At 39.0% G+C, this 26,544-nt stretch carries 23 protein-coding genes and 3 pseudogenes; 7 read left to right on the plus strand and 19 right to left on the minus strand.

Annotated elements, in window-relative coordinates; genetic code table 11:
* Positions 1 to 50 precede the first annotated feature (50 nt).
* The 7 genes and pseudogenes from AC0T5Z_RS07260 to AC0T5Z_RS07290 all read right to left on the minus strand — a co-directional run bounded on the left by AC0T5Z_RS07260 (position 51) and on the right by AC0T5Z_RS07290 (position 7,690).
* The gene (locus AC0T5Z_RS07260) at positions 51 to 1,532 is read right to left on the minus strand and encodes an adenylate/guanylate cyclase domain-containing protein (RefSeq protein ID WP_435337385.1); all 1,482 of its coding nucleotides are present in this window, start codon (positions 1,530 to 1,532) and stop codon (positions 51 to 53) included.
* 66 nt (positions 1,533 to 1,598) lie between these two features.
* Entirely contained in the window at positions 1,599 to 2,033 is a 435-nt protein-coding gene (locus AC0T5Z_RS07265; RefSeq protein ID WP_004680968.1) for an HIT domain-containing protein, read from the minus strand.
* Positions 2,034 to 2,240: 207 nt separating this feature from the next.
* A complete protein-coding gene (mfd, locus tag AC0T5Z_RS07270) occupies positions 2,241 to 5,702 on the minus strand; it encodes a transcription-repair coupling factor (RefSeq protein ID WP_435337384.1) in 3,462 nt (1,153 codons plus the stop codon).
* 148 nt (positions 5,703 to 5,850) lie between these two features.
* Positions 5,851 to 6,210 carry a hypothetical protein gene (locus AC0T5Z_RS07275; RefSeq protein WP_315280238.1) on the minus strand — a complete coding sequence of 120 codons (360 nt, stop codon included), beginning with the start codon at positions 6,208 to 6,210 and terminating at the stop codon, positions 5,851 to 5,853.
* A 143-nt stretch (positions 6,211 to 6,353) separates the two neighbouring features.
* Positions 6,354 to 6,640 (minus strand): annotated as a pseudogene (locus AC0T5Z_RS07280) (integrase core domain-containing protein); the annotation flags it as partial.
* Positions 6,641 to 6,698: 58 nt separating this feature from the next.
* Positions 6,699 to 6,830 (minus strand): annotated as a pseudogene (locus AC0T5Z_RS07285) (IS3 family transposase); the annotation flags it as partial.
* A gap of 377 nt (positions 6,831 to 7,207) precedes the next feature.
* A complete protein-coding gene (locus AC0T5Z_RS07290; protein WP_435336841.1) occupies positions 7,208 to 7,690 on the minus strand; it encodes a hypothetical protein in 483 nt (160 codons plus the stop codon).
* A 244-nt stretch (positions 7,691 to 7,934) separates the two neighbouring features.
* Between AC0T5Z_RS07290 and AC0T5Z_RS07295 the strand changes: the two are divergent.
* Together AC0T5Z_RS07295 and AC0T5Z_RS07300 are read left to right on the plus strand one after the other, a co-directional pair.
* Positions 7,935 to 9,283 (plus strand): annotated as a pseudogene (locus tag AC0T5Z_RS07295) (sensor domain-containing diguanylate cyclase); the annotation flags it as partial.
* 120 nt (positions 9,284 to 9,403) lie between these two features.
* A complete protein-coding gene (locus tag AC0T5Z_RS07300; protein ID WP_435336840.1) occupies positions 9,404 to 10,894 on the plus strand; it encodes an amidase in 1,491 nt (496 codons plus the stop codon).
* Between the two features lie 112 nt (positions 10,895 to 11,006).
* Here AC0T5Z_RS07300 and AC0T5Z_RS07305 read toward each other — a convergent pair whose 3' ends face one another.
* From AC0T5Z_RS07305 to AC0T5Z_RS07315, 3 genes are all read right to left on the minus strand, one after another.
* Positions 11,007 to 12,161 carry an MFS transporter gene (locus tag AC0T5Z_RS07305; RefSeq protein WP_435336839.1) on the minus strand — a complete coding sequence of 385 codons (1,155 nt, stop codon included), beginning with the start codon at positions 12,159 to 12,161 and terminating at the stop codon, positions 11,007 to 11,009.
* A 310-nt stretch (positions 12,162 to 12,471) separates the two neighbouring features.
* Positions 12,472 to 12,774, minus strand: a complete 303-nt coding sequence (locus AC0T5Z_RS07310; protein WP_435336838.1) for an I78 family peptidase inhibitor — start codon at positions 12,772 to 12,774, stop codon at positions 12,472 to 12,474.
* A 391-nt stretch (positions 12,775 to 13,165) separates the two neighbouring features.
* Positions 13,166 to 13,396: a hypothetical protein gene (locus tag AC0T5Z_RS07315; protein WP_435336837.1), complete on the minus strand. Its 231-nt coding sequence runs from the start codon at positions 13,394 to 13,396 to the stop codon at positions 13,166 to 13,168.
* Between the two features lie 210 nt (positions 13,397 to 13,606).
* Between AC0T5Z_RS07315 and AC0T5Z_RS07320 the strand changes: the two genes are divergently transcribed.
* Both AC0T5Z_RS07320 and AC0T5Z_RS07325 read left to right on the plus strand, forming a co-directional pair.
* On the plus strand, positions 13,607 to 14,104 hold the full coding sequence (locus AC0T5Z_RS07320; RefSeq protein ID WP_291341388.1) for a CinA family protein: 498 nt from the start codon (positions 13,607 to 13,609) through the stop codon (positions 14,102 to 14,104).
* Positions 14,105 to 14,196: 92 nt separating this feature from the next.
* Positions 14,197 to 14,817 (plus strand): aminotransferase, encoded by a 621-nt coding sequence (locus tag AC0T5Z_RS07325; RefSeq protein ID WP_291341390.1) that lies wholly within the window; start codon positions 14,197 to 14,199, stop codon positions 14,815 to 14,817.
* Between the two features lie 120 nt (positions 14,818 to 14,937).
* On the opposite strand, the gene prpC is transcribed toward AC0T5Z_RS07325, so the two are convergent.
* Both prpC and prpB read right to left on the minus strand, forming a co-directional pair.
* Complete coding sequence (gene prpC, locus AC0T5Z_RS07330; protein ID WP_435336836.1) at positions 14,938 to 16,074, minus strand: bifunctional 2-methylcitrate synthase/citrate synthase; 1,137 nt, start codon at positions 16,072 to 16,074, stop codon at positions 14,938 to 14,940.
* A 4-nt stretch (positions 16,075 to 16,078) separates the two neighbouring features.
* Positions 16,079 to 16,963, minus strand: a complete 885-nt coding sequence (prpB, locus tag AC0T5Z_RS07335) for a methylisocitrate lyase (RefSeq protein ID WP_435336835.1) — start codon at positions 16,961 to 16,963, stop codon at positions 16,079 to 16,081.
* A 335-nt stretch (positions 16,964 to 17,298) separates the two neighbouring features.
* Between prpB and AC0T5Z_RS07340 the strand changes: the two genes are divergently transcribed.
* From AC0T5Z_RS07340 to AC0T5Z_RS07350, 3 genes are all read left to right on the plus strand, one after another.
* Positions 17,299 to 17,949 carry a TetR/AcrR family transcriptional regulator gene (locus tag AC0T5Z_RS07340; protein ID WP_435336834.1) on the plus strand — a complete coding sequence of 217 codons (651 nt, stop codon included), beginning with the start codon at positions 17,299 to 17,301 and terminating at the stop codon, positions 17,947 to 17,949.
* A gap of 111 nt (positions 17,950 to 18,060) precedes the next feature.
* Positions 18,061 to 18,981, plus strand: a complete 921-nt coding sequence (argF, locus tag AC0T5Z_RS07345) for an ornithine carbamoyltransferase (RefSeq protein ID WP_291341396.1) — start codon at positions 18,061 to 18,063, stop codon at positions 18,979 to 18,981.
* An 89-nt stretch (positions 18,982 to 19,070) separates the two neighbouring features.
* A complete protein-coding gene (locus AC0T5Z_RS07350; RefSeq protein ID WP_291341398.1) occupies positions 19,071 to 19,544 on the plus strand; it encodes a hypothetical protein in 474 nt (157 codons plus the stop codon).
* A gap of 27 nt (positions 19,545 to 19,571) precedes the next feature.
* On the opposite strand, the gene AC0T5Z_RS07355 is transcribed toward AC0T5Z_RS07350, so the two are convergent.
* From AC0T5Z_RS07355 to rpiA, 7 genes are all read right to left on the minus strand, one after another.
* Complete coding sequence (locus tag AC0T5Z_RS07355; RefSeq protein ID WP_087012416.1) at positions 19,572 to 19,925, minus strand: YnfA family protein; 354 nt, start codon at positions 19,923 to 19,925, stop codon at positions 19,572 to 19,574.
* An 88-nt stretch (positions 19,926 to 20,013) separates the two neighbouring features.
* Positions 20,014 to 22,290: an ATP-dependent Clp protease ATP-binding subunit ClpA gene (gene clpA / locus AC0T5Z_RS07360; protein ID WP_291341403.1), complete on the minus strand. Its 2,277-nt coding sequence runs from the start codon at positions 22,288 to 22,290 to the stop codon at positions 20,014 to 20,016.
* 9 nt (positions 22,291 to 22,299) lie between these two features.
* On the minus strand, positions 22,300 to 22,716 hold the full coding sequence (gene clpS, locus AC0T5Z_RS07365; protein ID WP_291341405.1) for an ATP-dependent Clp protease adapter ClpS: 417 nt from the start codon (positions 22,714 to 22,716) through the stop codon (positions 22,300 to 22,302).
* Between the two features lie 19 nt (positions 22,717 to 22,735).
* Complete coding sequence (locus AC0T5Z_RS07370) at positions 22,736 to 23,509, minus strand: DUF6776 family protein (RefSeq protein ID WP_435336833.1); 774 nt, start codon at positions 23,507 to 23,509, stop codon at positions 22,736 to 22,738.
* Positions 23,510 to 23,588: 79 nt separating this feature from the next.
* Positions 23,589 to 24,644, minus strand: coding sequence for an N-acetyl-gamma-glutamyl-phosphate reductase (gene argC / locus AC0T5Z_RS07375; protein ID WP_291341408.1), 1,056 nt, complete (start codon positions 24,642 to 24,644; stop codon positions 23,589 to 23,591).
* A 398-nt stretch (positions 24,645 to 25,042) separates the two neighbouring features.
* Positions 25,043 to 25,735 (minus strand): M48 family metallopeptidase, encoded by a 693-nt coding sequence (locus AC0T5Z_RS07380; RefSeq protein ID WP_291341410.1) that lies wholly within the window; start codon positions 25,733 to 25,735, stop codon positions 25,043 to 25,045.
* Between the two features lie 110 nt (positions 25,736 to 25,845).
* Complete coding sequence (rpiA, locus tag AC0T5Z_RS07385) at positions 25,846 to 26,517, minus strand: ribose-5-phosphate isomerase RpiA (protein WP_019837303.1); 672 nt, start codon at positions 26,515 to 26,517, stop codon at positions 25,846 to 25,848.
* Positions 26,518 to 26,544: the final 27 nt, after the last annotated feature.

The raw sequence follows: 26,544 nt of genomic DNA on the forward strand, positions 1-26,544 counted from the left end.
AAAAAACTTGAGGATTTAAAGGTTAAACGAGAACCGTGTGATAAGAAAGTTTAGTGACTTTCAGGAATATGAGTTTTGGCAATTTCTTCAACAGGTGGATGTTCAATCACTTCATCTTCAAGATTGAGTTTTACAATACCCTGTGAGTTGGTCAGTTTTTGCTGTGTTTGAATTCTTTTAATCATTTTTTCTAATACGGCAATCAGTTCAGGGTATTCAAAATTCTGCACTTCATCCAAATTCAGCAACAAATGGAAGCCCTTGTATTCGTAGTCAAACCAACGCTGATAATCCGACTTGCTAGCCGCATATTTTTCCATCACTTGCCAAGTTTTTACAGGGCCTTGAATCCCCTTTAAAAAGATCGGTGCTTTTGGTACACACAAATAATCATTTTTAATCAGTTTATACGTATCATCTGAAAGTAAAATTTCATCGACTTCTGCGGCACTTTGCAAACGTGCGGCCAAGTTAGCATCACGTCCAACAATGGTATATGCCATACGATGTGCTGCACCGTAGTTTCCAACGTGGCAGTATCCTGTACTGATACCCATACGAATATGTAAAGGTGGATAACCCATTTTGACCCAACGCTCGCGTAACAATTTCATTTGCTGACGCATTGCGATTGCCATGTCTACACAAGTTTTAGCATCTTGCTCAACGCCTTGTGTATTTGGATCACCAAAGAAAATTAAAATCGCATCCCCCATGAACTTATCTACCGTTGCTTCATATTGCTTGGCAATTTCGGTCATGTGACTTAAATAATCATTGAGTAAGAATGCTAAATCATCTGGAATCAGTGTTTCAGAAAGTTCGGTAAAGCCCTGAATATCTGAAAAGAAAATTGTCATTTTTTTTCGTTTGTATTCGATTTTCGCTTCCGATTCACCCTTCATAATAGATTGCCATAACTGCAAAGGTGCATAGCGACTCAGCTGATTGGCAAATTCCATATATCGATTCATTTGCATATAGTAATGATCTTTTTTTGCCATGGTATAGCCAATACGACGCGCTTGATACGCACTGCCCATTCCAAAATAAAAGATCATACATAAAAAAGCTAAAATCGTAAGTTCGGTACTGCTTTGTTCAAAATACTCGTTAAAACCAAAAATAAAAATATTACAAATATAAAAAACTGTGACCGCCAATAAGGATGCCAATGCAACTAAAAAAAAAGAAACTTTAATATAAATCGCGGTATATAGCAGCGCAAATAAAGCGGCAAAAGTAAGTACCAAATTCAGATGTACCGCAGACAAACATGCTGCGACTACAATAATATCAATAATAAACAGGATATTACGCTTAGCTTGATGACTATATTTATATTGCAGCCAGCGTGAAAATTTAGGAATAATTAGTAATAAAAAAGTGAGAAAAAATGGAAGATAAATTTGATAATTGGTATCGGCATAGGTGTAGTGATAGACCACCATAATCAGGGATAAACTTGCATACCCGACTAATCGATGCAGAAATTCGAATTGTTGAGGATCTCTTTCCATCCAATTGTACATGAATAACGCGGCCTACTCCAATCTAGGATTAAAAAGCCACGCATGCTGCGTGGCAATTCATTTCAATTAATCCATTCGCCAGTCAAATGGCATATCGCCTTGACCACGCAGAGCAAGCATCAAGGTTTGACGCATGTGAGACAAAACTTCATTACTGTATGGTACAGCTGGCGTACCCCAAACAGGTTTAGGCCAAGCTACATCATTTTGATAACGTACGACGTGATGAAAATGCAATTGTGGAACCATATTACCTAAAGCCGCCACATTCATTTTATCGGCACGGAATACACGTGCTAATTGGCTAGATAACCAACTAGATTCACGTAAAAATTGTTCTTGGTCTGCCTGACTTAATTCATATAGTTCTGTAACCCCTGGCACACGTGGAATTAGAATTAACCAAGGGAATTGCATATCATTCATTAAACGACATGTTGACAGAGGAAAGTCGCCTACAAAAAAAGTATCTTGAGCAAGTTGTGGATGCAAACTAAACATATCTTTATAAATGACGCAAATTGTAATGATGGGTAATACTATCACATCCCTAGTGAACTGAGTATGATTCCCATCATGTTTCGATGTAAATAAAGTGCAATTTTAACCAAATTCATCATGAATAATATTCATTATAGAATCAGTGGTTTCTTAGAAAATATTCATAAATTTACCGATGTGATATTTAGGTCAATTTGCATTTTAATCTCAGCTGTGCAAAGTTTTTAGCAGGCTATTTAATAGATCGGCAATAAATTGAATCCGCTTTTCAGCATCTTGCAACATTACCATTACTTTCAAACGCTGCCCACCATCCATACGGAAATAGGTCGGATGTTTTTGCATCATTTGAATGATGCTCATGGCTTGCACAGGCGTATCTGGTGAAAATTCGATATGACCGCCATTTGTACCAATATCAATTTTGGTGATGCCCAACTGCTCTGCTTTTAATCGTAATTGATGCACCGCAAAGAGTTGTTTCACCGCTTGTGGCGGAATACCAAAGCGGTCAATCAATTCCATGCGGATATGATCAAGCTTTTCTTGAGTATCGGTATTACTGATGCGTTTGTAGAACAATAAGCGCTGATGCACATCGCCTAAATAATCATCTGGAATTAAAGCAGGCATGTGTAGATTAATTTCAGCAGTCAGTGACAACGGCGCATCAAAATTCGGCGTCTTACCTTTTTGAATGGCTTTGGTGGCTTTTTCCAACATTTCCATATACAAGCTATAGCCAATAGCTTGCATCGAACCGCTTTGTTGCTCACCCAGTAATTCTCCCGCACCACGAATTTCCAAGTCTTCGGTTGCTAGCATAAAACCAGCCCCTAAAGTAGAGGCTCGCTGAATGGCATCCAAGCGTTTTTCAGCATCACCTTTTAAGCCTTTAATAGATGGTACAAGCAAATACGCATAAGCTTGGTGATGCGAGCGCCCGACACGACCACGTAGTTGGTGCAACTGTGCCAATCCGAGTTTGTCGGCACGTTCAATTAGAATGGTGTTGGCATTTGGAACATCAATCCCTGTTTCAATAATGGTTGAGCACACCAAAACATTGTATTCTTTATGATAAAACTGCTGCATGACCTGCTCTAGTTCACGCTCTCGCATCTGCCCATGTGCCACAGCCACCCGTGCTTCAGGTACTAGCTCACGAATCGTTTCTGCACTACGCTCAATAGTTTCTACTTCATTGTGCAGGAAGTACACCTGACCACCGCGTAATAACTCACGTAAAATCGCTTCTTTTACGGTATCGCCGGTATGTTCCTGCACAAAGGTTTTCACCGCTAAACGGCGTGCAGGCGGTGTGGCAATAATGGATAAATCACGCATACCGCTAAATGCCATATTTAAGGTACGTGGAATTGGTGTTGCGGTTAAAGTCAGCATATCAACATCGGCACGCAACGCTTTAATACGCTCTTTGTCACGTACGCCAAAACGATGTTCTTCATCGACAATCATTAAGCCTAATTGCTTGAACTGAATATTTTCTTGTAGAATTTTGTGCGTTCCAATCACAATATCGACTTTGCCTTCTGCTAAATCTTCAATGGTTTTCTGATGAGATTTGCTAGAACCAAAACGCGACAAGACTTCAATACGCACAGGCCAATCGGCAAAACGGTCTTTAAAAGATTCATAATGCTGTTGTGCCAACAATGTGGTCGGAACCAATACCGCGACTTGTTTATTGTTCTGTACCGCGACAAATGCCGCCCGCATGGCGACTTCAGTTTTACCAAAACCGACATCACCACAGACCAAACGATCCATTGGTTTTGCCATTTGCATGTCATGTAAGGTCGCTTCAATTGCATTGGCTTGGTCTAAGGTTTCTTCATAAGCAAAGCCACTGGCAAATTGCATATAAAGGCTATGATCCAATTCAAAAGCGAAACCTGGTTTAGATTGACGGCGTGCTTGAATATGCAGTAATTCTGCTGCGACATCGTGAATTTGTTCCAACGCTTTGCGTTTGGCTTTATTCCACGCATCTGTGCCTAATTTATGCAAAGGCGCAAGGTCTGGGTCACCACCGCTATAACGGCTAATTAAATGCAAATTGGTAACAGGCACATACACTTTTGCAGCATCGGCATAATCGAGTTGTAAAAACTCATGTTCTTGCTCATCAATGTTTAAAGTAATTAAACCTGCATAACGACCTACACCATAATCAATATGTACCACAGGTGCGCCAATGCTTAACTCGGTCAAACTACGAATTAAAAACTCTTCTGAAACTTCCTGCTGACGTTTACGACGGCGCTGCACCACGCGATGTTCATACAGCTGATTTTCTGAGATCACACTCAATTGATGCTGAATGACCAAGCCGCGGTCTAAAGGCGCATTGGTAATCGCAATGGCTTGTAAAGACTGCTGAAAGGCCTCAAAACTCTCAACTTGTGGAATTTCACCTAAAGCTGCACGTAATGCATCTTTTAACGTTTCACGGCGGCCTGCACTTTCTGCCACCAATAAAACAGGATGATTGGCGGCATCAATATATTGCTTAACAGCATGAAAGGGTTGTTCTTGTTTTGGATCAACCGCTAAACGTGGTGGAGCTAAGGTGCTTAAATTCACCACACCTGCTTTTTGATCAAAAGCTTCAGTCGATGCAATCACCCGTCCAAATTGATTGAGTTGTTCTAATAATTGATTCGGTTGTAGGAATAATTGTTCAGGCGGTAAAATTGGTTGGTCGATATTATGACGTCGGTCTTCATAACGATATAGCACATCTTTCCAAAATAGTGTTAAATCGTCATCGACCGCCTTATCTGTAATGACAATGCAATGCTTTGGTAAGTATGAAAGTAGTGTATTTTGGCCTTCAAGCTGTGCTTGAGTGAAAAATAACGGAAAATAAAACTCTAAACCAGGCGATGCAATGCCATCTAGCACATCCTGATACACAGGGTTCTTCTTCGGATTTGCTGTTGGGAAACTTTCTGCATAGCGGTCACGGAAAATCGCACGACCTTCTTTTAAAGGAAATTCTTTGGCAGGTAAAACCGTAAAATTCTGCAAGCTTTCGGTAGTGCGCTGCGTTTCTGGATCAAAAAACTTTAAGGTTTCAACTTCATCATCAAATAAATCAATACGAATGGGTGCTTCCTGTCCCGAAGCATAAATATCCATAATACTGCCACGCACAGCAAACTCACCATGATCATAGACTGTATCGACCAGATGATAGCCTGCTTGTACCAAACGCTGTTTTTGTTGTTCCAAATCAAACTTTTGCCCAACACGAATATCGAAATGTTCACCTAACACCCATGAGGTTGGTGCAACACGTTGTGCCAAAGTGGTTGCCGAAACCAGCAACACACCTTGCTGCGGCATATTGGATAAAATCGCCAGACGCTCCGACACAATATCTTGATGTGGTGATAAGCGGTCATAAGGCAAAATTTCCCAATCGGGGAAAATGGTCGGTTTTAACCCGTAAAACTCTAATTCACTTTCCAACTGAGCCAAATGTTGTTGATTGCGCGCAACAATCACAAATAAATGCGGATTCTGCTGACCAATTTCTTTAAATAATAATGCTGCGGCAGAACCTTGTAGATTACCAATCCAGCGCTTTTCGCCAGCTTTCAGTTGAGCTAAATTGAGTTGGGAAATTTCGTGTTGGAACATGTATATAGCTTTAGGGTCTAAACAACATAGGGCTTATACTAGCACGATGAATTGACGGTTTTGCGTAATTTTTTCATCCTGCATCGCAGCGTTTTAATTAAAAAATTTTATAAAACAGCATGCTTTAAAGTTTCATACACGCTCCTCTTTACTTTTGATCACGTAAAAACTGTCGATAATAATCATTCAATTTTTTCACAATCGATTTAAATTCCAGTAGGTTATCTTCGGTATTGCCAAGCATTGTGTTAAAACGCTGTTGCGCAATTTCCAGATCAATTTTTTCATTGATAATCATGGCAATAGAATACAATTGCGCTAAATCATCAAACTGCTGCATACGGCGATTGGATAAATAATTTAAACGCTCTGCCAAAACATTGTTAAGAACAATACCATCGACAATATAGCCTTGTTCTGCATCCCATTGAATTTTATGTGCTTCTAAATAGGCAATTTCTTCGAGATTGGCTTTATTTTTAAATAGCCCTGTGAGTATGCTAAACATTCTAAACCTATGTATTGGCGTAAAAACGTGAATGCTGCAGAGTTTAAAGGCTTCACTAAAACGGATGCAACTGATTAGGGTAATGTATGCTCAATTGATGTTATATGAACCGTACCAGGTTTGTCGGAGACTTTTTATTTAAGTTAGGCCACCTGACCTAACGGGTTAATCTTATCATAGTACATTGCTTCAAACTCAAAAGGTGATACATAACCCAGTGCACTGTGTACACGCATTTTGTTGAACCAATCTACCCAGTTTAGTGTCGCAGGTTGTACATCCGCTAAACCTTGCCAATCTGCTTTTAAATATTCAATCACCTCTGTTTTGTATAAGCTATTCACCGTTTCAGCCAGAGCATATTGTATGAATCACCAGTCGTACCGACTGATGCTCGTAAATTTACTGCTTCTAAACGATTAGTATATTGACCAAGGGGGTCAGTTTTTAAATGCCATTAGGGGGTCAGTTTTACATTGCCGCTAACAGTTTTGATGAACATCCAACTCAGAACTCAATTCAGTAAGTGTTTTTTCTTCTTTGATCGCAGCAAGTGCTACCTTAGCCTTAAAGTCGTTTGAAAGATTGCTTCTTGGTCTACGTGCCATAAAATACTCCATATATTGATGCTTATAACATCATTTGGGGAGCAAAATATTACTTATAAGTGTTGTTCAAATTTCCTGATCCACCTCTATTCATAGAGATTGTTTCAATTTAGTGATCTCTATGCATCATAAAATTTGAGTTATTTGTTATCAGCCTACTTTAAAACCTCTTGATTTAAAGGAGTTTTTATTTTTCATAAAAAGTGAGTTTATTTAACATACCAATAAACTTCTTTCATAAGTCAAAAAATGATCATAAGTAATAAGTCAAATTAATATTGAAATTCCTTTCTCTTGCGCTATATCGCTCAGGATGAGCAATACATCCCGCTAGAGGGTGAGGGGTGCGAATTTATAAAAGAGAGCTGATACACGACATAATGAAAAGTTTAAGGCAATACACGGTACAACGTCGCAAAACATTGTTCTGCTTTTTCATTACTACAGAAATTAATGGTATGCGCATTTTTCCATTTTACAAAATATTGTGAAATATCGCCTGTTTGGTCTTCCTGATAACCAGAACAATCCACTTCATTGTTTTCATATTTAACTTGCAAGATCAAAGCAGGTAAGGAATTTGCAGGGTCTTGCGAAGGTTGATAATCATACACACCCGCAGACCATTCTTGACCACTTTTAATCACTACATCGCTATTGCTTTTAAAGTTATAATATTCGATACATTTACGATTATTTGGGATTTGCATGCCCCACAGTCCCACAATTTCTGGGCGGGTGGTCACACGAAATTTATTGATGGTTTCTGATGCTACTGGCGCTAACTTGGCTGAATCTATTATTGTATTTTCATTTGCAATCGCGGACACAGAACATAAGCTTAAAACTGTGGTTAGATATATTTTTTTCATACATTTATTTAAAGATATAAACCGTTTAGACAACTTAACATATTTTCAATCCAAATCTGCAAGCATAAACATAACACAACAATTTTATTTAACGAAAGTGTGACTCAGTTTACATTTAATCGACTTTGTAGGTAATGGTTATTTGATATGATCGCCTTTCTGTTATGAACGTCAAACTCATCAGGTTTTTTTCTTAATTATCAACCCATTGCAAAAGTGAGTTTAGTACTTGCAAAACTTTAGCATGCCCAAAACTGTATCTTCTACTCAAAAGCAAATATTTGCCTTGGTGCTGCTAGCCGTTGTGGTATTTCTTGCTTATATATTGGGTATTTTTACTCGCCCGCTTAGCTACTTTTCATTTTTTTGGCCAACCACTGCCCTCTTGTTAGGTCTACTCATTCGCTTTCCATCTCTAAAAAATTTTGGTGGAATTTTGGGTGCGTTTATCGGTTATATGGGCGCCGATTTAGTCACAAACAACACCTTGCTAATAACGCTGGGTTTAACCCTTTCAAACTTTGTGGCTGTTTTTAGCGGTTTATTTTTCTTTAATTATACCCGCGCCAAACTTCCAGCGAGCAATAATAATGTGTCAGAGCTGTACCCACATATTATTGCAGTGACTTTAGGCTCCTGCTTGGGTGCTTTATTTGCTATTCTTCTGCTGCCAAATTTGCCGCACACCTTTATGTTAAAAGAAAATCGTTGGATTGATTTTTTTACTTGGTGGTCTGGTGAAATTTTAAATGCGGTAATTGTCTTACCTTTAATTTTGGCTGCCCCAGGCTGGTCTAAATTCAAAAAACTTATAAATAATCAATATGCTAAAGAAACTCAAATTCAGGATATCTTGCCCTTTTTTGCATTACTGATCTCTATCGCCTGCACCCATATTTTTTATGGACCAGGTGCATTGTTGTATCCATTGGCTGCATTAATTTGGGCAGCTGCCAGCTATCAACTTTTTAATTTGGCACTGATTAATAGCTTGGTCTGTTTAACTCTGTATCACAGCGTCACAGGCTTGTTTATAGATCAAGTGAATTCGAGTTATTTAACCACCATTATTTCTATTCGTGTGGGTTTGATTATTTTAGGTCTTGCCACGTTAATTTTATGTGTGATTAGCCAAAACCGAAATCAGTTGTATAGAGAAGTATTGTATTTGGCAAATCATGACAGTTTAACCGAAACACTGAACCGCCGTAGTTTTACTCAGTTAAGTGAAAAAGCTTTAAAGCATAAAAACAATCATTCATTGTCTTTAATTATGTTAGATATCGATGATTTTAAAAAATTGAATGATCAATATGGGCATTATGTGGGTGATCGTGCTTTGCAACATCTCTCTAACATCGTTAAAAGCAATTTACGTAATCATGATTTATTTTGTCGCAATGGCGTTGAGGAATTCATTTTTTACTAAACAATAATAACTTAAATGAAACTCAACGCATTGCGGAACGTATTCGCTTGTGTATTGAACATCAGCCTTTACATTTAGAAAACTGTGAACCTATTGGATTTACAGTAAGCATAGGTGTATTACATATTCACTTGCCAACCACTCTCCCTTTACAAGATTTAATTATTCAGGCAGATCAGGCGCTATATCAGGCAAAAATGCAAGGTCGTAATCGGGTCATTCTTGCTTCTTAAACAAAAATAGCATACAACATCAATTTGACAATACAGATTTTCAGGATTGAAATGAAACTTGCAGAATACCTCCAATATGATGCTTTAGGCTTGGCAGAGCTGGTTGCCAAAAAGGATGTTCAGGCCTCAGAATTATTAGATATTGCGTTACAACGTGCTGAACAAACCAATCCACAATTAAATGCCATTATTATTCCTATGCATGAACATGCACGGCAGCGCACACAAACAAAATTAACAGGCCCATTTGCAGGTGTGCCCTTTTTAGTCAAAGACTTATTTCAACAATATGCAGGCTATCCGACTTCATTTGGTTGTCAGGGTTTAAAACGTGCGCATCATCTTGCAGAACAAAATGCAGAAATTGTAAATCGTTGGGAAAATAGCGGAATCGTTACCTTTGGACGTACCAACACGCCTGAATTTGGGATTAAAGGGATAACCGAGCCAGATGCTTGGGGTGCATGTAAAAATCCATGGAATTTGAAACACAATAGTGGTGGTTCTTCTGGTGGTTCTGCGTCTGCAGTTGCGGCAGGTATTGTGCCTATTGCAGGAGCAAGTGATGGCGGTGGTTCAATTCGGATTCCTGCATCTTACTGTGGTTTGTTTGGTTTAAAACCAAGTCGTGGACGCACCCCGTGGGGGCCACAACTCAGTGAAGCCATGCATGGTGCAGCGATGCAACATATCTTAAGTAAAAGTGTACGTGACAGCGCAGCAATGCTAGATGCAACGCATGGCGCGGATGGTCATTCACTGTTTAAAATTCAAGCTCCTGAACGCAGTTATTTAGATGCAATTCAGCAAGCGCCAAAAAAATTAAGAATCGCGTATTCTACCCAATCTCCGATTAGTACAGCTGTTTCACAAGATGCTATCAACGCCATTCAAAAAACAGTACAGCTTTTAGAGTCTTTAGGGCATGAAGTTGTTGAAGACCGACCTTCTATTGATGGCATGCAATTGGCCAAAGATTTTATTACCACATGGTTTAGCCAATTTGCTTATTTAATTAATGAAATTCAAACTCGCCTACCAAATCATTCCGATAATTTTGAGCTAGATTCTTTGGCTTTGGCTGCCTTTGGGGGAAAAACCACGTCAGTAGAGTACATTCGCAATTTGAATAATTGGGGGGTATACGTCGCGCAAATGAATCAATTCTTTGAGCGTTATGATTTATACCTCATCCCTGCAACCGCTTCAGTTGCACCGAAAAATGGCGAAGTGAAAACTCCTGCATGGCAAAAACCAATTTTAAAAACACTAATACATGCGGGTAAAGCACATTGGTTAGCGCAAGGTAAATTGGTCGATCGCATTGTTAGAGAAAACCTAAAATGGGTGCCATTTACTCAACTTGCCAATATTACAGGGCTGCCTGCAATGTCTGTTCCGTTATATTGGAATAAAGATAATTTACCATTGGGTTCACAGTTTGTCGCGCCTTTTGCACGTGAAGATCTACTTTTACAACTGGCTGCACAACTAGAAGCGGCTCAACCGTGGTGGAATCAATACGCTAAAATCCGTATTTGATTTGACAATATGCATGATGCAAGCAAACTATACCGATCCAACATTGCTTGCTTCTATTTCTGAATAAAAGAACGGTATCAACTAACTAAGGTTTGGTATCGTTCGACATTGACTACGACTCTAACTGTTTTGGCAATCCCCAAATAAAACACAGACCAATGAGTGTAGATAATCCTGCAAAAATAAAAATCCATTCACCTGAAACAATATCCCAATAATAGCCTGCCAAAATACTCCCTGCTGCGACACCTAAACCCCACATGGTACTGTAAAGTGCTTGCCCGCGACCTTGTTGCCCTGCTGAAAAGTTTTGAAAAATCACCCGCATGGCAATCATATGAAATAAGCCAAAGCTAAAGGCATGAATGCTTTGTGCAAAAAATTGAGCAAAAAATACTGAGGGAAATAGACCGACAATCACCCAACGTAAACCTGTTAAAATTAAACATACGGTAACCAGTGAACGCCAAGACCAACGCTTTAAAAACAAACTTGCGTAGGCAAACATTATAATTTCAGCAATCACCCCGACAGACCACAATAAGCCAATCTGGCTTGTGCTAAAGCCTGCCTGACTTAAAAAATTACTATAGAAACTATAAAATGGTGCATGCGAAAACAGTAAAATCAATTCAATAATAAAAAATGAATAGACCACTGGGCGCTTTAAAATAGGCAATAAAGGTTCAAGTTGTTTTTGTGCAATGGGTGCCGCGCTTGGTTCTTGAATACTGAACGACCATAGAAATGCCAGTAAAGAAATGCTGAGGAGCAACATCGGTAACATGGAAATTGGTATAATTTCCAAAATAGCACCAATACCAAAAACCCCGACAATGAAGCCAATAGAACCCCATTTACGCACTTTGCCATAAAGTTCTGCACGCTGCTCGCCCAACCAAAACAAAGTCACGCCTTCAAATTGTGCCAAAATTGCGTTTTGGAAAAAGCTAAAAATCAGCATGAGTAATGCAACAGACTGAAAGCTATTCGGAATAATAAAAATCAGCAACCAAATGCTAGCTTCCATCCAAGTTGCGATACGCACCAAAAGCATCCGTTTGCCTGATTTATCAGCAATCCACCCCCAAATAAAGGGAGCAAAAAAGCGCGTTAAAATAGCAATAGAAGATAAAACACCAATTTCTTGATAATTAAAGCCTTGATCTTCTAAATACAGACTCCAAAAAGGCAAAAATGTCCCAACAATTGCATAGTAGAAAAAGTAGAATCCACCTAAGCGTGTCGATATATTCAAGGCTTGCATAAATGTATATTTCCTTGATTTTTCAAACACATAAACAAGTGCATTATCTGACCTGATCTAAAATTTTAAGACTCCGATATATTAACACTGTAGTAATTTAATTTTGAGTCAATGACTGATTAAAGCGGAAAATACCCTAAAAATCACATCAAATTTTCAGAGTAATATGGCTTTGTTGCATAAATATTTTTTAAAATACTGATTTTTAATGTTTTGTGGAAATTTCAACAAAAATAAATTAAATAAAATCATAGTTTAAGGTGTTTGTGCAACAAAGCCGAGTAATATTGAGAAGTTTTGTTAAAATTGTTTAGCCGCAAGATGCTTGCAGAATAATTTTAGTTTTCGGATCGACCAGCACAGTGACGCGATTCATACGATAATCCATGGTGACAGGCTGCCCTGGTGCAACCATTCTCACAATTTCAGCTCGGGTCAGCGCTTTAATTTGTGTTTCAGACAAGCCTGTTATACCGATTAACTGCCCAGTAGATTCTGGGACACAATTTTGCATGGTCTGTGTCCCCTGAGTTTGTTCATTTACAGGTTGATTGCTACACGCAGCTAAAGTTGCCACGCTTAAAACAGTCAGAACACTATATAACTTTTTCATATTTATACTCGTTTTTGCTTTCTTCAAAGGGTAATCCCCCCCCTAAAAATAACATAACTGATTCAATGCATAGTAAATTTTCAGTAAAAACTGCCATGCTAAATTTTTTATTGATCAAAATAGATTAGACGCAAGTTTGAATTAAGTTTAATTCTCAATCACCCTTAAGCTCATTTCAGCCAAAATAGCCTAGTTGACAAATGCTGATCTATAAAAATACCAGTAGAAATGTGTGATATTGTTATCTTTTGATCAATTCTTCAATTCTTCAATTTTTCCTCGTGTGAAAAATTAAAAAATTTGCATCCAATGGCTAAAAAGCACTAACCTCGATACGATCCACTAGTCTGCAGTTATATTGAGTCTCTGTCTAATTTAGATTGATATAACTTTAAATCACTAAAACTCTAACAATGATGGTTTGATATTCTTCATTTTCCTCAATCAGTTGTAAACGCTTTTGTTCTTTACTCACCACCTTAAAACGCAAGTTTTGATATTCAATAATGCTCGGAATTTGGTCAAAATATTGTGCATTGGCATCAAATTCATCTTCAAATAATGATGTGCCAAGTTGATAATCCATGCTTTTTAAAACGATATATTTCACCGTTGTTTTCATCACAGCATCCTTTTATTGCTTTTCGCTTTACTTTTATTTGTATCACCGTTCATTCCACGTTTAAACCCATAATTGTAAATTATGCTGTATTTATAGGCAGTTAAATCATGAACATTCTCTTTCAGTATTTTACTTTTTGATGTTTTTTCGCACAAGTCAGTAAAATTCAGTACACTTGAGCAGCTTATTCTATTCTCTTGTAGATTTATCATGCTCAAACAATGCTGTGCTTTACTTGAACAACGCCAACAGACTGTGGCTTTTATAGAAAGTGCCAGCTCAGGTTACTTATGTAGTCAGTTTTCTATTTATAAAAATAGCGGTGCGAATATTTTACTCGGTGGATTGGTCAGTTACGATCCAAGCATTAAACGTGAAATCCTGAAAGTCAGCGCAGAAATGATTGATACGTATACTGCAGAATCACCCGAAGTTACTCAAGCCATGGCAATTCAGGGGCAAAAGTTATTTAGCCGTGCTGACTTTGTTGTAGCATGCACAGGCTTACTCAAACCAGGTGGCAGTGCCACACCTGAAAAACCTGTCGGGACATTTTTTATCGCTATTCAATATCTGCAGCAGACTTATCATTACCAATATTGTTTAGGAGGTAATCCCTTACAGCGTCTAGAACAACTAACCAATTTGGTTGCCCAAAACCTGATTGATTTAATCCAGCAAGATTCTAATACGCCAACGACATCATGAAATAAACCTAAAGAATAAACTGCATAACTCACACACTTTATTCATGGTTCAGTCGTACACTCATTTTATGTATAAAGTGGATGATCTATGCCATGCGCTACAACGCTATTCTGTTCGTTACTGCCAGTTTATGGCTACCTAGTTTTGCTTTTGCAACTGTTGGTGGTCCGCAAAATATTGAAGTTTTAGGTTTAGATCAAGCAGATCAAAAAGTCTATTTGATGCGACATTATTTAGATGGTCGTGGTCGTTTACCGCAATTGTATTACTATCAACTCAATCGAAAGCAGTCGCCTGCGAAACTCATTGAAGTTAAATCGCTATATATCAATCCAAAAACCAAACGCATTGATTATGATCAGAACAGTCAAAAGTTTGATCGTGAAATTGCTAAAATTAGAAAACGGTTGAAACCTTTGACGCCAATCCGTGCCAGTTCTGCCAAAATTCAAATCCTTTCAAAAAAGACAGCTTACGTCGCATCGTGGTTTGATCCTGAAATTAAAGTTCCCCAATTCAACTACACCTACCGCCTACGTTATGGCAATTTAAAAAGTCCGATTCAACAGGCGGTAGATTATAAAACAGGATTAAGTATTTCTCAGCGCTACCAAATTCCACAGCAGAATAAAGTGTTGATTACGGTAAAATATTTAGGTATCCCTTTTGAAACAGGTTATAGCATTGAAGATCCTGTTCTACTTTCACGCTAATCTTAGCAATGATCCCTCAAAAAAATAAGGTTGCATTGCTCAACAATGAAACCTTATTTTTAGTCTAAATGCAGCATCACTAAACCAAAATTCTAGCTATGCAACTTTTGAGACAACCAATTAAGCTGCTGAACGCTCTGCAATTGGTACAACTTTGCGTAATTCAGGACCAGTATACTCTGCACTTGGACGGATAATACGGTTATCTGCACGCTGTTCCATCACGTGTGCGGCCCAACCTGTTACACGGCTCATCACAAAGATTGGTGTAAATAGTTTGGTCGCAATGCCCATAAAGTGATACGCAGACGCATGGAAGAAGTCAGCATTACAGAACAACTTCTTCTCACGCCACATCACTTCTTCACAACGTACCGATACAGGATAAAGTACGGTATCGCCTACCTCTTGCGCTAAACGCTCAGACCAGATTTTGATGATGCCGTTACGTGGATCATTGTCTTTATAAATCGCGTGACCAAAGCCCATGATTTTTTCTTTACGTTCCAGCTTGCCTAGCATTTCACGCTCAGCTTCTTCTGGCGAGGTCCAGTTTTCAATCATTTCCATCGCAGCTTCATTCGCGCCACCGTGTAATGGGCCACGTAATGAACCAATTGCTCCTGTAATACATGAATGCATGTCAGATAAAGTGGATGCGCAAACACGTGCCGTAAAGGTCGATGCGTTGAACTCATGCTCTGCGTATAAAATTAATGATACGTTCATTACTTGTTCATGCAATTCATTTGGTTTTTCACCACGCAATAAATGCAGGAATTGTGCGCCAATTGAATCATCATCCGTATTTTCTTCAATACGCACACCATCATGGCTATAACGATACCAGTAGCAAATAATAGCAGGCAAAGTCGCCAAAATTCGGTCTGCAACATCTTGTTGCTGTTCAAATGACTGTTCGGTTTCTAGGTTACCTAGCATTGAAACGCCTGTGCGCATCACATCCATAGGGTGTGAATCTGCAGGAATACGCTCTAGCACTTCTTTCAGTGCTTGTGGCAAGGTGCGTAAAGATTTCAATTTTGCTTTATAAGCAGCCAATTGCTCTGAAGTCGGCAATTCACCAAAGAAAATCAGGTATGCAACTTCTTCGAACTGACAGTTTTCTGCCAAATCCTGCACATCATAACCACGGTAAGTTAAGCCTGCACCACTTTTACCAACAGTTGAAAGTGAAGTTTTACCTGCCACTTGTCCGCGCAATCCTGCGCCTGTGAGTACTTTTCCTTCAGCCATTTTTTTAATTCTCCTGTTTGAATAGCTTGTCTAATGTGTTTTCAAAATTATGATAATCAAGGAATTCGTATAATTCTTTGCGTTGCTGCATTTTGTCTAAGACATTGACTTGAGTGCCATCTTTACGAATAGATTGCATCACTTCTAATGCAGCTTTTTGCATGGCACGTGTTGGTGAAAGTGGATACAACACCATACGAATACCCTGCTCTGCCAATTCTTCAGTGGTGTAGTATGGGGTATCGCCAAATTCAGTAATGTTTGCAAGTACTGGTACACCTACTGCATCACATACTGTTTTATACATGGTAATGTCTGTCATCGCTTCAGCAAAAATTGCATCTGCACCCGCTTCCACACATGCACAAGCACGGTCAATCACCGCCTGCAAACCTTCTTTTTGCAAGGCATCTGTACGTGCCATGACAACAAAGTTTGAATCAGTTTTTGCATCAACCGCAGCTTTAATTCGATCGACCATTTCTTGCTGAGTTACAATTTCTTTGTTTGGACGGTGTCCGCAACGCTTTTGTGCAACCTGATCTTCAATGTGTACTGCAGCAGCACCTGCAGCAATCATTTGCTTAATACTGCGGGCAATATTAAATGCACCACCCCAACCTGTATCAATATCCACCAATAATGGAGTATCTACACGCTCAGTAATACGACGTACATCTTCCAAGACGTTGTCTAAACTAGTCATGCCCAAGTCAGGTAAACCGTAAGAGTAATTGGCGACACCTGCGCCAGATAAATAAATGGCTTTATAGCCAACCTGCTTTGCCATCATTGCAGCATAAGCATTTACCGTGCCGATAATTTGTAATGGCTTTTCCACTTCTAAAGCTTGTCTGAATCTAAAGCCCGCAGATGTTTGTTCTGTCATCTTCCTTTCCGCTTTTTTACTATATTTTTCGAGATTTGAGTATATCGAGAATGAGAGATTGCGCCATGGCTTTTTAGAATCTATACTCTAAAACTTTAGTCAAATAATTTTAAAATTTATTGCACAATAAATTTTCGTGATATTGGTTATTCTTTATTTTTGATAAACACAGATTTTTAGTATACTTAAAAAGCAAAATTAAGCTATTTTCTTAAATAATGACTATTTCAGCTCCAATTATGTCATGTCCAAGTACACTTCTACACAGCACCTTGTACATATATTTGCTATAATAACAATCTTCTTTCTATTTAAATGCTGACTTTTTATTCAATATGCATGAACTCGCTCACTTCGCTCCTTTAGCTAAAGATATACCACCAACTAAGCGTGGTCATGAGCGATGTGTGGCATTATTAGTCAGTGCAACCGAGTTATTTTTAGAGCGTGGTTACGATGCCGTATCTTTAGATGATATTGTGCAACACGCAGGTGGTTCTAAAGCGTCGATCTATAAATACTTTGGCAATAAAGAAGGGTTATTCAAGGCCATTTGTGATTATCGCCGTGATAAGTTTTTTCAGGATATTCACATCCCTTTTGAACAAATTGACTCAAATTTACGTGGTTATCTAATTCAGACCTTATTGAATTTTTATCATCATATTCTAGAACCAGAAAATGCAGCCTTTATGCGTCTGGTATTAGAACAAAGCCAGCGCAATCCTGACATTGCCTTACACATACATGAGCGTGGTCCTTTGCATGTACAACTTTGTATTGCCAAAGTATTAGAACATGCCTGTCAGCAGGGTTTAATTTCTTGCGAACAGCCTATTTATTCTGCACAACTTTATTTTGGTATTTTAAGAAATTTTGAGTGGCGCATCAATATGGGTATTCCCAAACAAGAAACGGAACAAGAAACAACCAATTATGTAAGTTATTGTGTAGATCGCTTTTTAGAGGCACATCAAAAAACTTAGAATTTTTGCAATTTCTGCATCCTATAGTATATTAGCCGATTCCCTTTTTCACTTAACCAACCAACAACTAATTGTTGTTTTTCCCATTCAACAATTATTGTGGAGTAACGAATGGCTCTACGTCACTTTCTAACATTACGCGATTTATCGACTTTAGAACTGAATCAAATTTTGCAACGCGCCATTGAGCTCAAGCGTAAACAGCATAACAATGAAGTTTTCCAGCCTTTTCTAGGCAAAGTCATGGGTATGATTTTTGAAAAATCCAGCACCCGAACCCGTGTATCGTTTGAAGCTGGCATGAGTCAGTTTGGTGGTAGCGCAATTTTCTTATCATCACGTGACACGCAATTAGGTCGTGGTGAACCAATTGAAGATTCTGCACGTGTCATTTCAAGCATGCTTGATATTGTGATGATTCGTACCTTTGGTCACGACATTGTAGAACGCTTTGCTTCTTACTCTAAAGTTCCTGTTATCAATGCTTTAACTGACGATCATCACCCTTGTCAACTCCTTGCAGACATGCAAACCTATGTTGAACACCGTGGTTCAATTGAAGGTAAAACTGTGGCATGGATTGGCGATGGCAACAATATGTGTAATTCATATATTGAAGCAGCACACATGTGGGGCTTTAATTTAAAAATTGCTACACCGAAAGGTTACGAGCCAGAGCAGCGTTTCCTTTCCGAATTTGCACACTGCGTAGAATTGGTAGATTCTGCAGAAGATGCAGCAGTTAATGCAGATCTTATTGTGACCGATGTTTGGGCAAGTATGGGCCAAGAACAAGAACAAAAAATCCGTGAAAAAGCATTTGCAGACTATCAAGTAAATGAAGGTTTGATGGATTTGGCACATCCTGATTGTTTATTTATGCACTGCTTGCCTGCGCACCGTGGTGAAGAAATTTCTGAAAATATGCTCGACCATAAAAATGCAGTGGTATGGGATGAGGCAGAAAATCGCTTACATGCACAAAAAGCATTGGTTGAGTTTTTAATCAATGAAAATACCAAGAAAGATTAATTAATTTTTCCAACGAAAAGCACCCAAGGGTGCTTTTTTATACCGCAAAAGCTATAATCGGAACATAATTTTTATAAGCGACACTTTCCATGCATTTCAAAAAAACTGCCCTGTGCCTTGCTACAATTCTAAGCTCTACTTTTATTCAGGTTCAAGCCTCAGAATTTGATGACTATTTACAGTCCAAACAAATTATTGATCAAAATTTTAAAATTCAACAACCAGAAAAATTGAATGAAATATTAACGGTATTAACTGCAGAAGACTCTCGAACTCTCCCAATTGAAATTGATAACAACACCATCATTGAACAATTTAATCTATATGCAGACCGTACCGAGCTTAAAGGCTTGATCATTACCCCTGATTTTGTACAGTTTGAACAGGATTTGGGTGTAAAAGAAATTCAAAAAGTGATTAAAAAGAATGTTGTACAAAACTGCAATATTTTCTTCGAGCATCAATATCAACGCCACAACCCCTACATTGTAAAATTACAGCTCAGCTCTGAGAAAAATAGCTACGATTTAGAACTCAAGCAAAAAGATTGTGGTATCAGATAGTACCTTTTTAGCGATTGGTTCTCTACTTTAGCGAACCAATCCTTGTGGTTGTAAGATAATCATGGCCGCACCAATTAATACCACTGCCCCACCCATTATGTCCCAACGGGTCAAATATACTTGATCGACATAACGTAACCATAGCAATGCGGTAAAAATATAAATTCCGCCATAAGCGGCATAAATACGTCCCGAAGCAGCTGGATGTAAAGTCAACAACCACACAAAAGCACCTAACGCTAAAGCTGTAGGAATCCACAACCAATGGCTTCTTCCCTGATTTAAAATCAAATAAGGGAAATAACAACCTAATATTTCCATCACAGCGGTTACCAAAAACAGTACAAATGTACTTAAAACTTTCGTCAATTGAATATCCATGCAACCTACTATTATTACTTCTAACTGTTAAATACTTTCTTCAATAAAAAACCCGTGCGAACACGGGTTTTTTATTATGTAGCAATCTTTAAGCAGGTTCAGCCGTTTGATCTTCAAACACTTCAAGTTTCAAACCGACGGCCTTACCGTTCTCTTTCTTCACAGAAACAGCCACATTACCGCCCTGTTCTGCAAGTTCACCAAACAGAATCATTTCAGCCAATGGTTTTTTCAAATGCTCTTGAATTAAACGTTGCATTGGCCGTGCGCCCATCAGGCGATCATATCCATGCTCAGCCATCCATTCACGCGCATCTTGATCAACCTCAAGAATGACTTTTTTATCATCCAACTGTGCCTGCAATTCAGTCAAGAATTTATCCACTACATTTTCAATTACAGTAGTAGGTAAAGCTTTAAATTGAATTACTCCATCCAGACGGTTACGGAACTCAGGCGAGAAGGCTTTTTTCATCGCTTCTTGGTTGTCATTACTGTTGTCTTGATCCATAAAACCAATACTCACGCGTGAAAGACTTTCCGCACCGATATTGGTGGTTAGAACCAAAATCACATTACGGAAGTCTGATTTACGACCATTATTATCGGTCAATGAACCATGATCCATAATTTGTAGCAATAGGTTAAATACATCCGGATGCGCTTTCTCAATTTCATCCAATAACAACACACAATGCGGATTTTTATGAATCGCATCAGTGAGTAAGCCACCCTGATCAAAACCTACATAGCCTGGAGGTGCACCAATTAAACGTGAAACCGCATGGCGCTCCATGTACTCAGACATATCAAAGCGAACCAACTCCACACCCAACAGTTTTGCCAACTGTTTAGTAACTTCGGTTTTACCGACGCCTGTCGGGCCAGCAAATACAAAACTACCGACTGGTTTGTCTGGTGTTTTTAAACCAGCACGTGACAGTTTAATCGCTGATGCTAATGCTTCGATAGCTTCATCTTGACCAAAGACCACACGTTTTAAATCACGCTCAAGATTTTCAAGAACGGTCTTGTCATCTTTTGACACAGTTTTTGGTGGAATACGTGCAATTTTAGAGACGATATCTTCAATGTTTTCCACTGTGATTAAAGTATCATCCTGCTCAGCTCTTAAACGACGCTGCGCACCTGCTTCATCAATTACATCAATGGCTTTGTCTGGCAAGAAACGGTCATTAATAAATTTAGCCGATAGCTCTACAGCAGATACCAATGCTTTATCATCATATTTAACATGGTGAAATTCTTCAAATTTCGATTTTAATCCACGTAAAATATCAATCGTTTCTGAAATTGAAGGCTCATTTACATCAATCTTTTGGAAACGGCGTGAAAGTGCATGGTCTTTTTCAAATACCTGACGATACTCTTGAAAAGTGGTCGAGCCAATGCAGCGCAAAGTACCATTTGCCAATGCAGGTTTAATTAAATTCGATGCATCCATAGTGCTGCCCATGCTTGAGCCTGCACCAATAATCATGTGTATTTCATCGATAAATAAAATTGCATCAGGTTTCTTTTTTAAGGCATTTAATAGTTGTTTTAAACGCTTTTCAAAGTCACCACGGTATTTCGTACCCGCGACCAATGCACCGATATCCAAACTATATACTTCGGCATTTTCAAGGGGTTTTGGCGCTTTACCATTCACAATCAACCATGCCAAACCTTCGGCAATAGAAGTTTTACCCACCCCAGGATCGCCCACCAACAATGGGTTATTCTTACGACGACGGCATAGAATTTGTGCAGCACGCTCAATTTCTTTTTCACGCCCAATTAATGGATCAGTTTTACCCTTTTGCGCCTCAGTATTCAAATTTAGCGTGTAAAGCTCTAGCGGGCCTGCATTGGCAGAACTTGAACTTTCGCTATCTAGCTCTTCAGCCTCTTCTTCAGCCTGTGTTTCATCTTTACGCGTACCGTGCGACAAATACTGAGTCAAAGTTAAACGGTTGATTTGATGGCGTTTAAGTAAATAGACCGCAAAAGAATCACGTTCTGAGTACATCGCCACTAAAATATCAGCACCTTCTACAGTGCGGTCACCACCGCTCGATTGCACATGGAAAATGCCACGTTGTAAAATACGGTCAAAACTTTCTGTTGGATGTGGGGCTTGATCGTTATTTTCAGCTAGTTTAGGGGTATGCTGTTCTACATATTCTTCTAGTTCTTTACGCAATACAACTACATCTGCACCACATGCTTTCAACGCATTAACAGCAGAATCATTGTCTAATAAAGCCAATAATAAATGTTCAACCGTTAAGAACTCATGTCTCTTCTGACGAGCCATGCTAACAGCCAAACGTAATGATACTTCTAATTGACGACTGAGCATGTAACCCCCTTAATCTTTAGGCTCAATCTGACAAAGCAATGGATGACCTTGTGATCGAGCGTAATTATTGACTTGGTTCGCTTTGGTTTCCGCAATATCCCGCGGATAGACCCCAGCGGCACCTTTTCCTTCATAATGTACAGTTAGCATTACTTGAGTCGCCTGGTCAAGATTCATTGCAAAGTATTGTTGTAAAATTTCAATTACAAAGTCCATTGGGGTGTAATCATCGTTCATTAAAACGACAACATACAAAGGTGGACGCTTTAATTGAGGCGGTGCTGTTTGTAACGCAATGTCGCCATCCTCTGCATGCCCCGCATCATCTACACTTAAACGTGGACTCACATGCCAATCGACATAGCCAGATTGGTGAAACGTATTTTTTATTTCGTTTAAACAAATTGATCGATTTTGACTTCGCATAAGGTTTACATATCACACATTATTGAGCACTGGCTTCAGCTTGTGGAATTTCAGAAATAAATGCTGAATCGGCTTCCACGGCTTTACCTTTGCTCCAACTGAAACGTTTAATCACAGGAGTTGCACCATTTAAACGGACTTCAATAAAGTCTGGATTAAATCCTTTAGGCATGCTCCAACGCCCCGTTAAACGCTCATAATTATCAAAATTAAAATTGCTGTCTTCCATCGGAACAACCAGCACTTCTGTACCTTGAATTAAACGCAACTCTACCGTACCGCTTGCACGTCGTTTGTTTGGACTCACTTGCAGCAAATCGATCTGATATTCATAAGCATTGTCTGGTAATGGTTTTACCCCAACATTTTGCACAGTCAAACTTAAACCACCACGTTGACGCAAGACTTCACGATAAATCGCGCTCATACCTTCAGTACGCTGCTTATCTTCAGTCGCTTGAGTGAAAGCTTGATACAAGTCATTAGAATTACTGACCGCAACATCACGCTCTTGAACCGCAGCATTTAAGCTCTTATTCAGACTTTCCAAACGCGTTTTTTGTTCTTGCACCACTTCAACCAGTTGCTCTGCATCGGCATCGTAACCAACCACAGTTAAGCCCTGACGATGCCCGACTGAATAGCCCAAAAAACCACTGCCTAAAATTAAAATGGCAGCGCCAATTGCTAAAGGCGCATTGCTTTCAAGAAATGGCTTTTTTTCTGGCGGTGTAGATGAGGGTGTCATGCTTGAACTTGACTGTGACGTGGTTTCTGTATCGGTGTTATGCATCGTCATCTCTTGTTTTGATTCATTCAAAACACACATTTAAATCGAAATCTAAATGTGTGTGAAGTTGAAAAACGTGTTCTTATGGTAATAAACCAATCACCTCAAGTCCTGCATGTTCTGCAAAACCAAACATCAGGTTCATATTTTGTACTGCTTGCCCTGCTGCACCTTTCACCAAATTATCTTGAGCAACCAAAAGTACTAATTTTTTCGGTTGTGGCTTATACAGTGCAATACGCAACTGGTTAGCGCCACGTACCGAGCGCGTTTCTGGTGAACTATTGGCAGGCATAACATCTACAAACTGTTCATTGGCATAAAACTGCTCATACAGGCTTTGTAAATTTGCTGTATCACCTGCATCGGTTAAATCTACATAAATGGTGCTAAGCATACCGCGAATCATAGGCACCAAATGCGGTACAAATACGATGTGATCGAACACATCTTTTTGACCCGAAATATTTTCCAATGCTTCTACAATTTCTGGGTGATGGCGATGTCCTGCAACACCATAAGCCTTGAAGTTGTCTGCATTTTCAGAATAAATCATGCCTAGACTGGCTTTACGACCTGCACCAGATACACCTGATTTTGCATCAATAATAATGCTTTCAGGTTTCACTAAAGCTTCAGCTTGTTTAAATAATGGCGCTAAACCAAGTTGCACAGTAGTCGGATAACAACCCGGGTTACCAATCACTTGTGCTTGTTTAATTTGCTCACGGTTGAGTTCAGACAAACCATAAACTGAATCTTTTAAAATCTCAGGGCAAGCATGTTGCATACCATACCACTTTTCAAACTGTGATAAGTCTTGCAAACGGAAGTCTGCTGCTAAATCGACCACCTTGGTATTGGCTGCTACAAGCTCTGCAGCATGTTGCATTGCAACACCGTGGGGTGTAGCAAAGAAAACCACATCACACTGCTTTAATTCTTCGATGTTTAAATCAGAGTAACACAGATCTGTGTGTCCACGCAGACTTGGGAACATATCATCTACACGGCGACCCGCTTCTGTACGTGAAGTCAATACATTTACTTTTACATTTGGGTGTCGTAGCAAAAGACGCAATAATTCAACGCCTGTATAACCTGTACCACCGACAATACCAACTGAAATCACGTGCATTACCTCAATTCAAAAGCATGTTTAAGCTAACGCTATAGTATGACAGGAAGTTTTAGTTTTCTAAACTGTTTTGCTTGGGTTTTGAGGCTTTTATTCAGCATTTTGACTACAATCATAAATATACTATTTTTTTATGTAATACGCCAAACACCTCTTCATTACAGTCCTCTGATGTAAGTGTTGGCTTTTCTTACCAGAATTTTTCTTTATCCCAGTCAATATAACAACCCATTTGCTGAATATTAACCAATCTGCTTTCTTGTTTTGAAATTCTAAAAATTACTGAACCAAACGACTTCCCTATAATGAGTTTGGGCAAATCACGATGATCAGTAATGACTAATCCTGTTTCCAATATAGAAAGTTACGCTTAAAAAGATTTCCATTCTTTTATTGTTTTAGCTATTTCTGTATTCATACCACCACCAAGGCAAAAGCGTCGTTTTTAACTGTTTGCGATGCTGCAAATAGTGCACATCATGCCGCTGCACTTCAGCCCAAAATGCAGGACTATGATCAAAATGTCGGGTATGTACCAACTCATGCACAGCGACATATCGCACAATCTGTTCGGAAAACAACACCAAAGCGCTATTGAGCATAATATGATGTTGAGCACTACAACTGCCCCAACGGGTTTTCGGTTGACGAATTGCACAGTGTTTAAATGGCAAATCAATTTCACGGCTAACTGTTTGCAAATATATTGGCAACATTTGTTTGGCATAAGCAATAACAAAGGCTTTTAAATATGCTGCAGGTTGACGGTCACTGACCCAAAGGCAATGCTTTTTTAAATCTAAAATAAAACTGTGTTTTTGTGTTTGATAGTAGATATTTAAAGGCTCATCTAAATTAAAAAGTGCCAACTGATTTGGTAATTCACGCTGTACAAATCCTTGCTGTGCCTGCTGTTTATGCCAAGTTTCGATCATCCACTGCTCAGATTGCTGCAAAAAATCCAGAATTTGTCGTTGAGTACAATATTTCGGCACAGTTAAGCGAATTTGATGCGGCTCGACACGTAATCTTAAACGGGTTGCTTTTGCATGTGCTGTGATTTGAATTTCAGGAAGGTCGGATAGCATCATTATTGTTCTTTTTAGAGAATCCGCACCACCCCTTTAATAAAAAAGAAAGATAAAGTCCTTCTTTTTTTAAAGAGGGGTTTGGGGGAGATTAACTCTTAAAGGAGTGGAGTTTAAATTGCAATTCGTTCTTCAATGCCATTATTGGTTGCTACAATTGCAATATCAGCTTTATTGATGGCAAAAATACCGTTGGTCACAACACCTGGAATATCATTCAAGGTTTTTTCTAATTCCAACGCATTTAAAATATTTAAATTATAAACATCTAAAATCACGTTGCCATTATCAGTTACCACACCTTCACGGTAAGCAGGATCGCCACCTAAAGCCACAATTTTACGTGCTACCGCTGAACGAGCCATTGGAATCACTTCAATTGGCAATGGAAACTCACGTCCTAACTGCTCTACCCATTTTGAATCATCGACAATACAAATAAACTTACGCGCAATAGAAGCCACGATTTTTTCACGGGTCAGCGCTGCACCACCGCCTTTAATCATGTGCATGTGACGGTCAATTTCATCGGCACCATCAACATAAGCATCTAAACTGCCTACAGAGTTCATATCGACTACTTCAATACCAAGCTTCTTCAAACGCTCCGCAGTCGCTTCAGAACTTGCCACAGCTGCTTCTAATTGTAATTCAGGCAATAAATCAATCAGGAAATTCACAGTACTGCCCGTACCTACCCCCAAAATCCCGCCTTTAGGCAAATGTTTTAATGCTGCTTTGGCAGCCGCTTGCTTCTTTTCATCTTGGGTAGCATACAGACTCATGACTTCACTCAACTATTTTGACATTTG

It is taken from the genome of Acinetobacter pengchengensis (assembly GCF_982235305.1).

Bases quoted from the DNA above. Each gene is read 5' to 3' on its own strand.
- rpiA (WP_019837303.1), bottom strand. From the start codon at position 26,517: ATGAGTCTGTATGCTACCCAAGATGAAAAGAAGCAAGCGGCTGCCAAA.
- argC (WP_291341408.1), bottom strand. From the start codon at position 24,644: ATGCACGTGATTTCAGTTGGTATTGTCGGTGGTACAGGTTATACAGGC.
- mfd (WP_435337384.1), bottom strand. From the start codon at position 5,702: ATGTTCCAACACGAAATTTCCCAACTCAATTTAGCTCAACTGAAAGCT.
- AC0T5Z_RS07305 (WP_435336839.1), bottom strand. From the start codon at position 12,161: ATGCAAGCCTTGAATATATCGACACGCTTAGGTGGATTCTACTTTTTC.
- AC0T5Z_RS07275 (WP_315280238.1), bottom strand. From the start codon at position 6,210: ATGTTTAGCATACTCACAGGGCTATTTAAAAATAAAGCCAATCTCGAA.
- AC0T5Z_RS07380 (WP_291341410.1), bottom strand. From the start codon at position 25,735: ATGATGCTATCCGACCTTCCTGAAATTCAAATCACAGCACATGCAAAA.
- AC0T5Z_RS07290 (WP_435336841.1), bottom strand. From the start codon at position 7,690: ATGAAAAAAATATATCTAACCACAGTTTTAAGCTTATGTTCTGTGTCC.
- AC0T5Z_RS07300 (WP_435336840.1), top strand. From the start codon at position 9,404: ATGAAACTTGCAGAATACCTCCAATATGATGCTTTAGGCTTGGCAGAG.
- AC0T5Z_RS07320 (WP_291341388.1), top strand. From the start codon at position 13,607: ATGCTCAAACAATGCTGTGCTTTACTTGAACAACGCCAACAGACTGTG.
- clpS (WP_291341405.1), bottom strand. From the start codon at position 22,716: ATGCGAAGTCAAAATCGATCAATTTGTTTAAACGAAATAAAAAATACG.
- AC0T5Z_RS07260 (WP_435337385.1), bottom strand. From the start codon at position 1,532: ATGTACAATTGGATGGAAAGAGATCCTCAACAATTCGAATTTCTGCAT.
- prpC (WP_435336836.1), bottom strand. From the start codon at position 16,074: ATGGCTGAAGGAAAAGTACTCACAGGCGCAGGATTGCGCGGACAAGTG.
- AC0T5Z_RS07315 (WP_435336837.1), bottom strand. From the start codon at position 13,396: ATGAAAACAACGGTGAAATATATCGTTTTAAAAAGCATGGATTATCAA.
- AC0T5Z_RS07370 (WP_435336833.1), bottom strand. From the start codon at position 23,509: ATGCATAACACCGATACAGAAACCACGTCACAGTCAAGTTCAAGCATG.
- AC0T5Z_RS07310 (WP_435336838.1), bottom strand. From the start codon at position 12,774: ATGAAAAAGTTATATAGTGTTCTGACTGTTTTAAGCGTGGCAACTTTA.
- prpB (WP_435336835.1), bottom strand. From the start codon at position 16,963: ATGACAGAACAAACATCTGCGGGCTTTAGATTCAGACAAGCTTTAGAA.
- AC0T5Z_RS07350 (WP_291341398.1), top strand. From the start codon at position 19,071: ATGCATTTCAAAAAAACTGCCCTGTGCCTTGCTACAATTCTAAGCTCT.
- argF (WP_291341396.1), top strand. From the start codon at position 18,061: ATGGCTCTACGTCACTTTCTAACATTACGCGATTTATCGACTTTAGAA.
- AC0T5Z_RS07325 (WP_291341390.1), top strand. From the start codon at position 14,197: ATGCGCTACAACGCTATTCTGTTCGTTACTGCCAGTTTATGGCTACCT.
- AC0T5Z_RS07265 (WP_004680968.1), bottom strand. From the start codon at position 2,033: ATGTTTAGTTTGCATCCACAACTTGCTCAAGATACTTTTTTTGTAGGC.
- AC0T5Z_RS07340 (WP_435336834.1), top strand. From the start codon at position 17,299: ATGCATGAACTCGCTCACTTCGCTCCTTTAGCTAAAGATATACCACCA.
- clpA (WP_291341403.1), bottom strand. From the start codon at position 22,290: ATGCTCAGTCGTCAATTAGAAGTATCATTACGTTTGGCTGTTAGCATG.
- AC0T5Z_RS07355 (WP_087012416.1), bottom strand. From the start codon at position 19,925: ATGGATATTCAATTGACGAAAGTTTTAAGTACATTTGTACTGTTTTTG.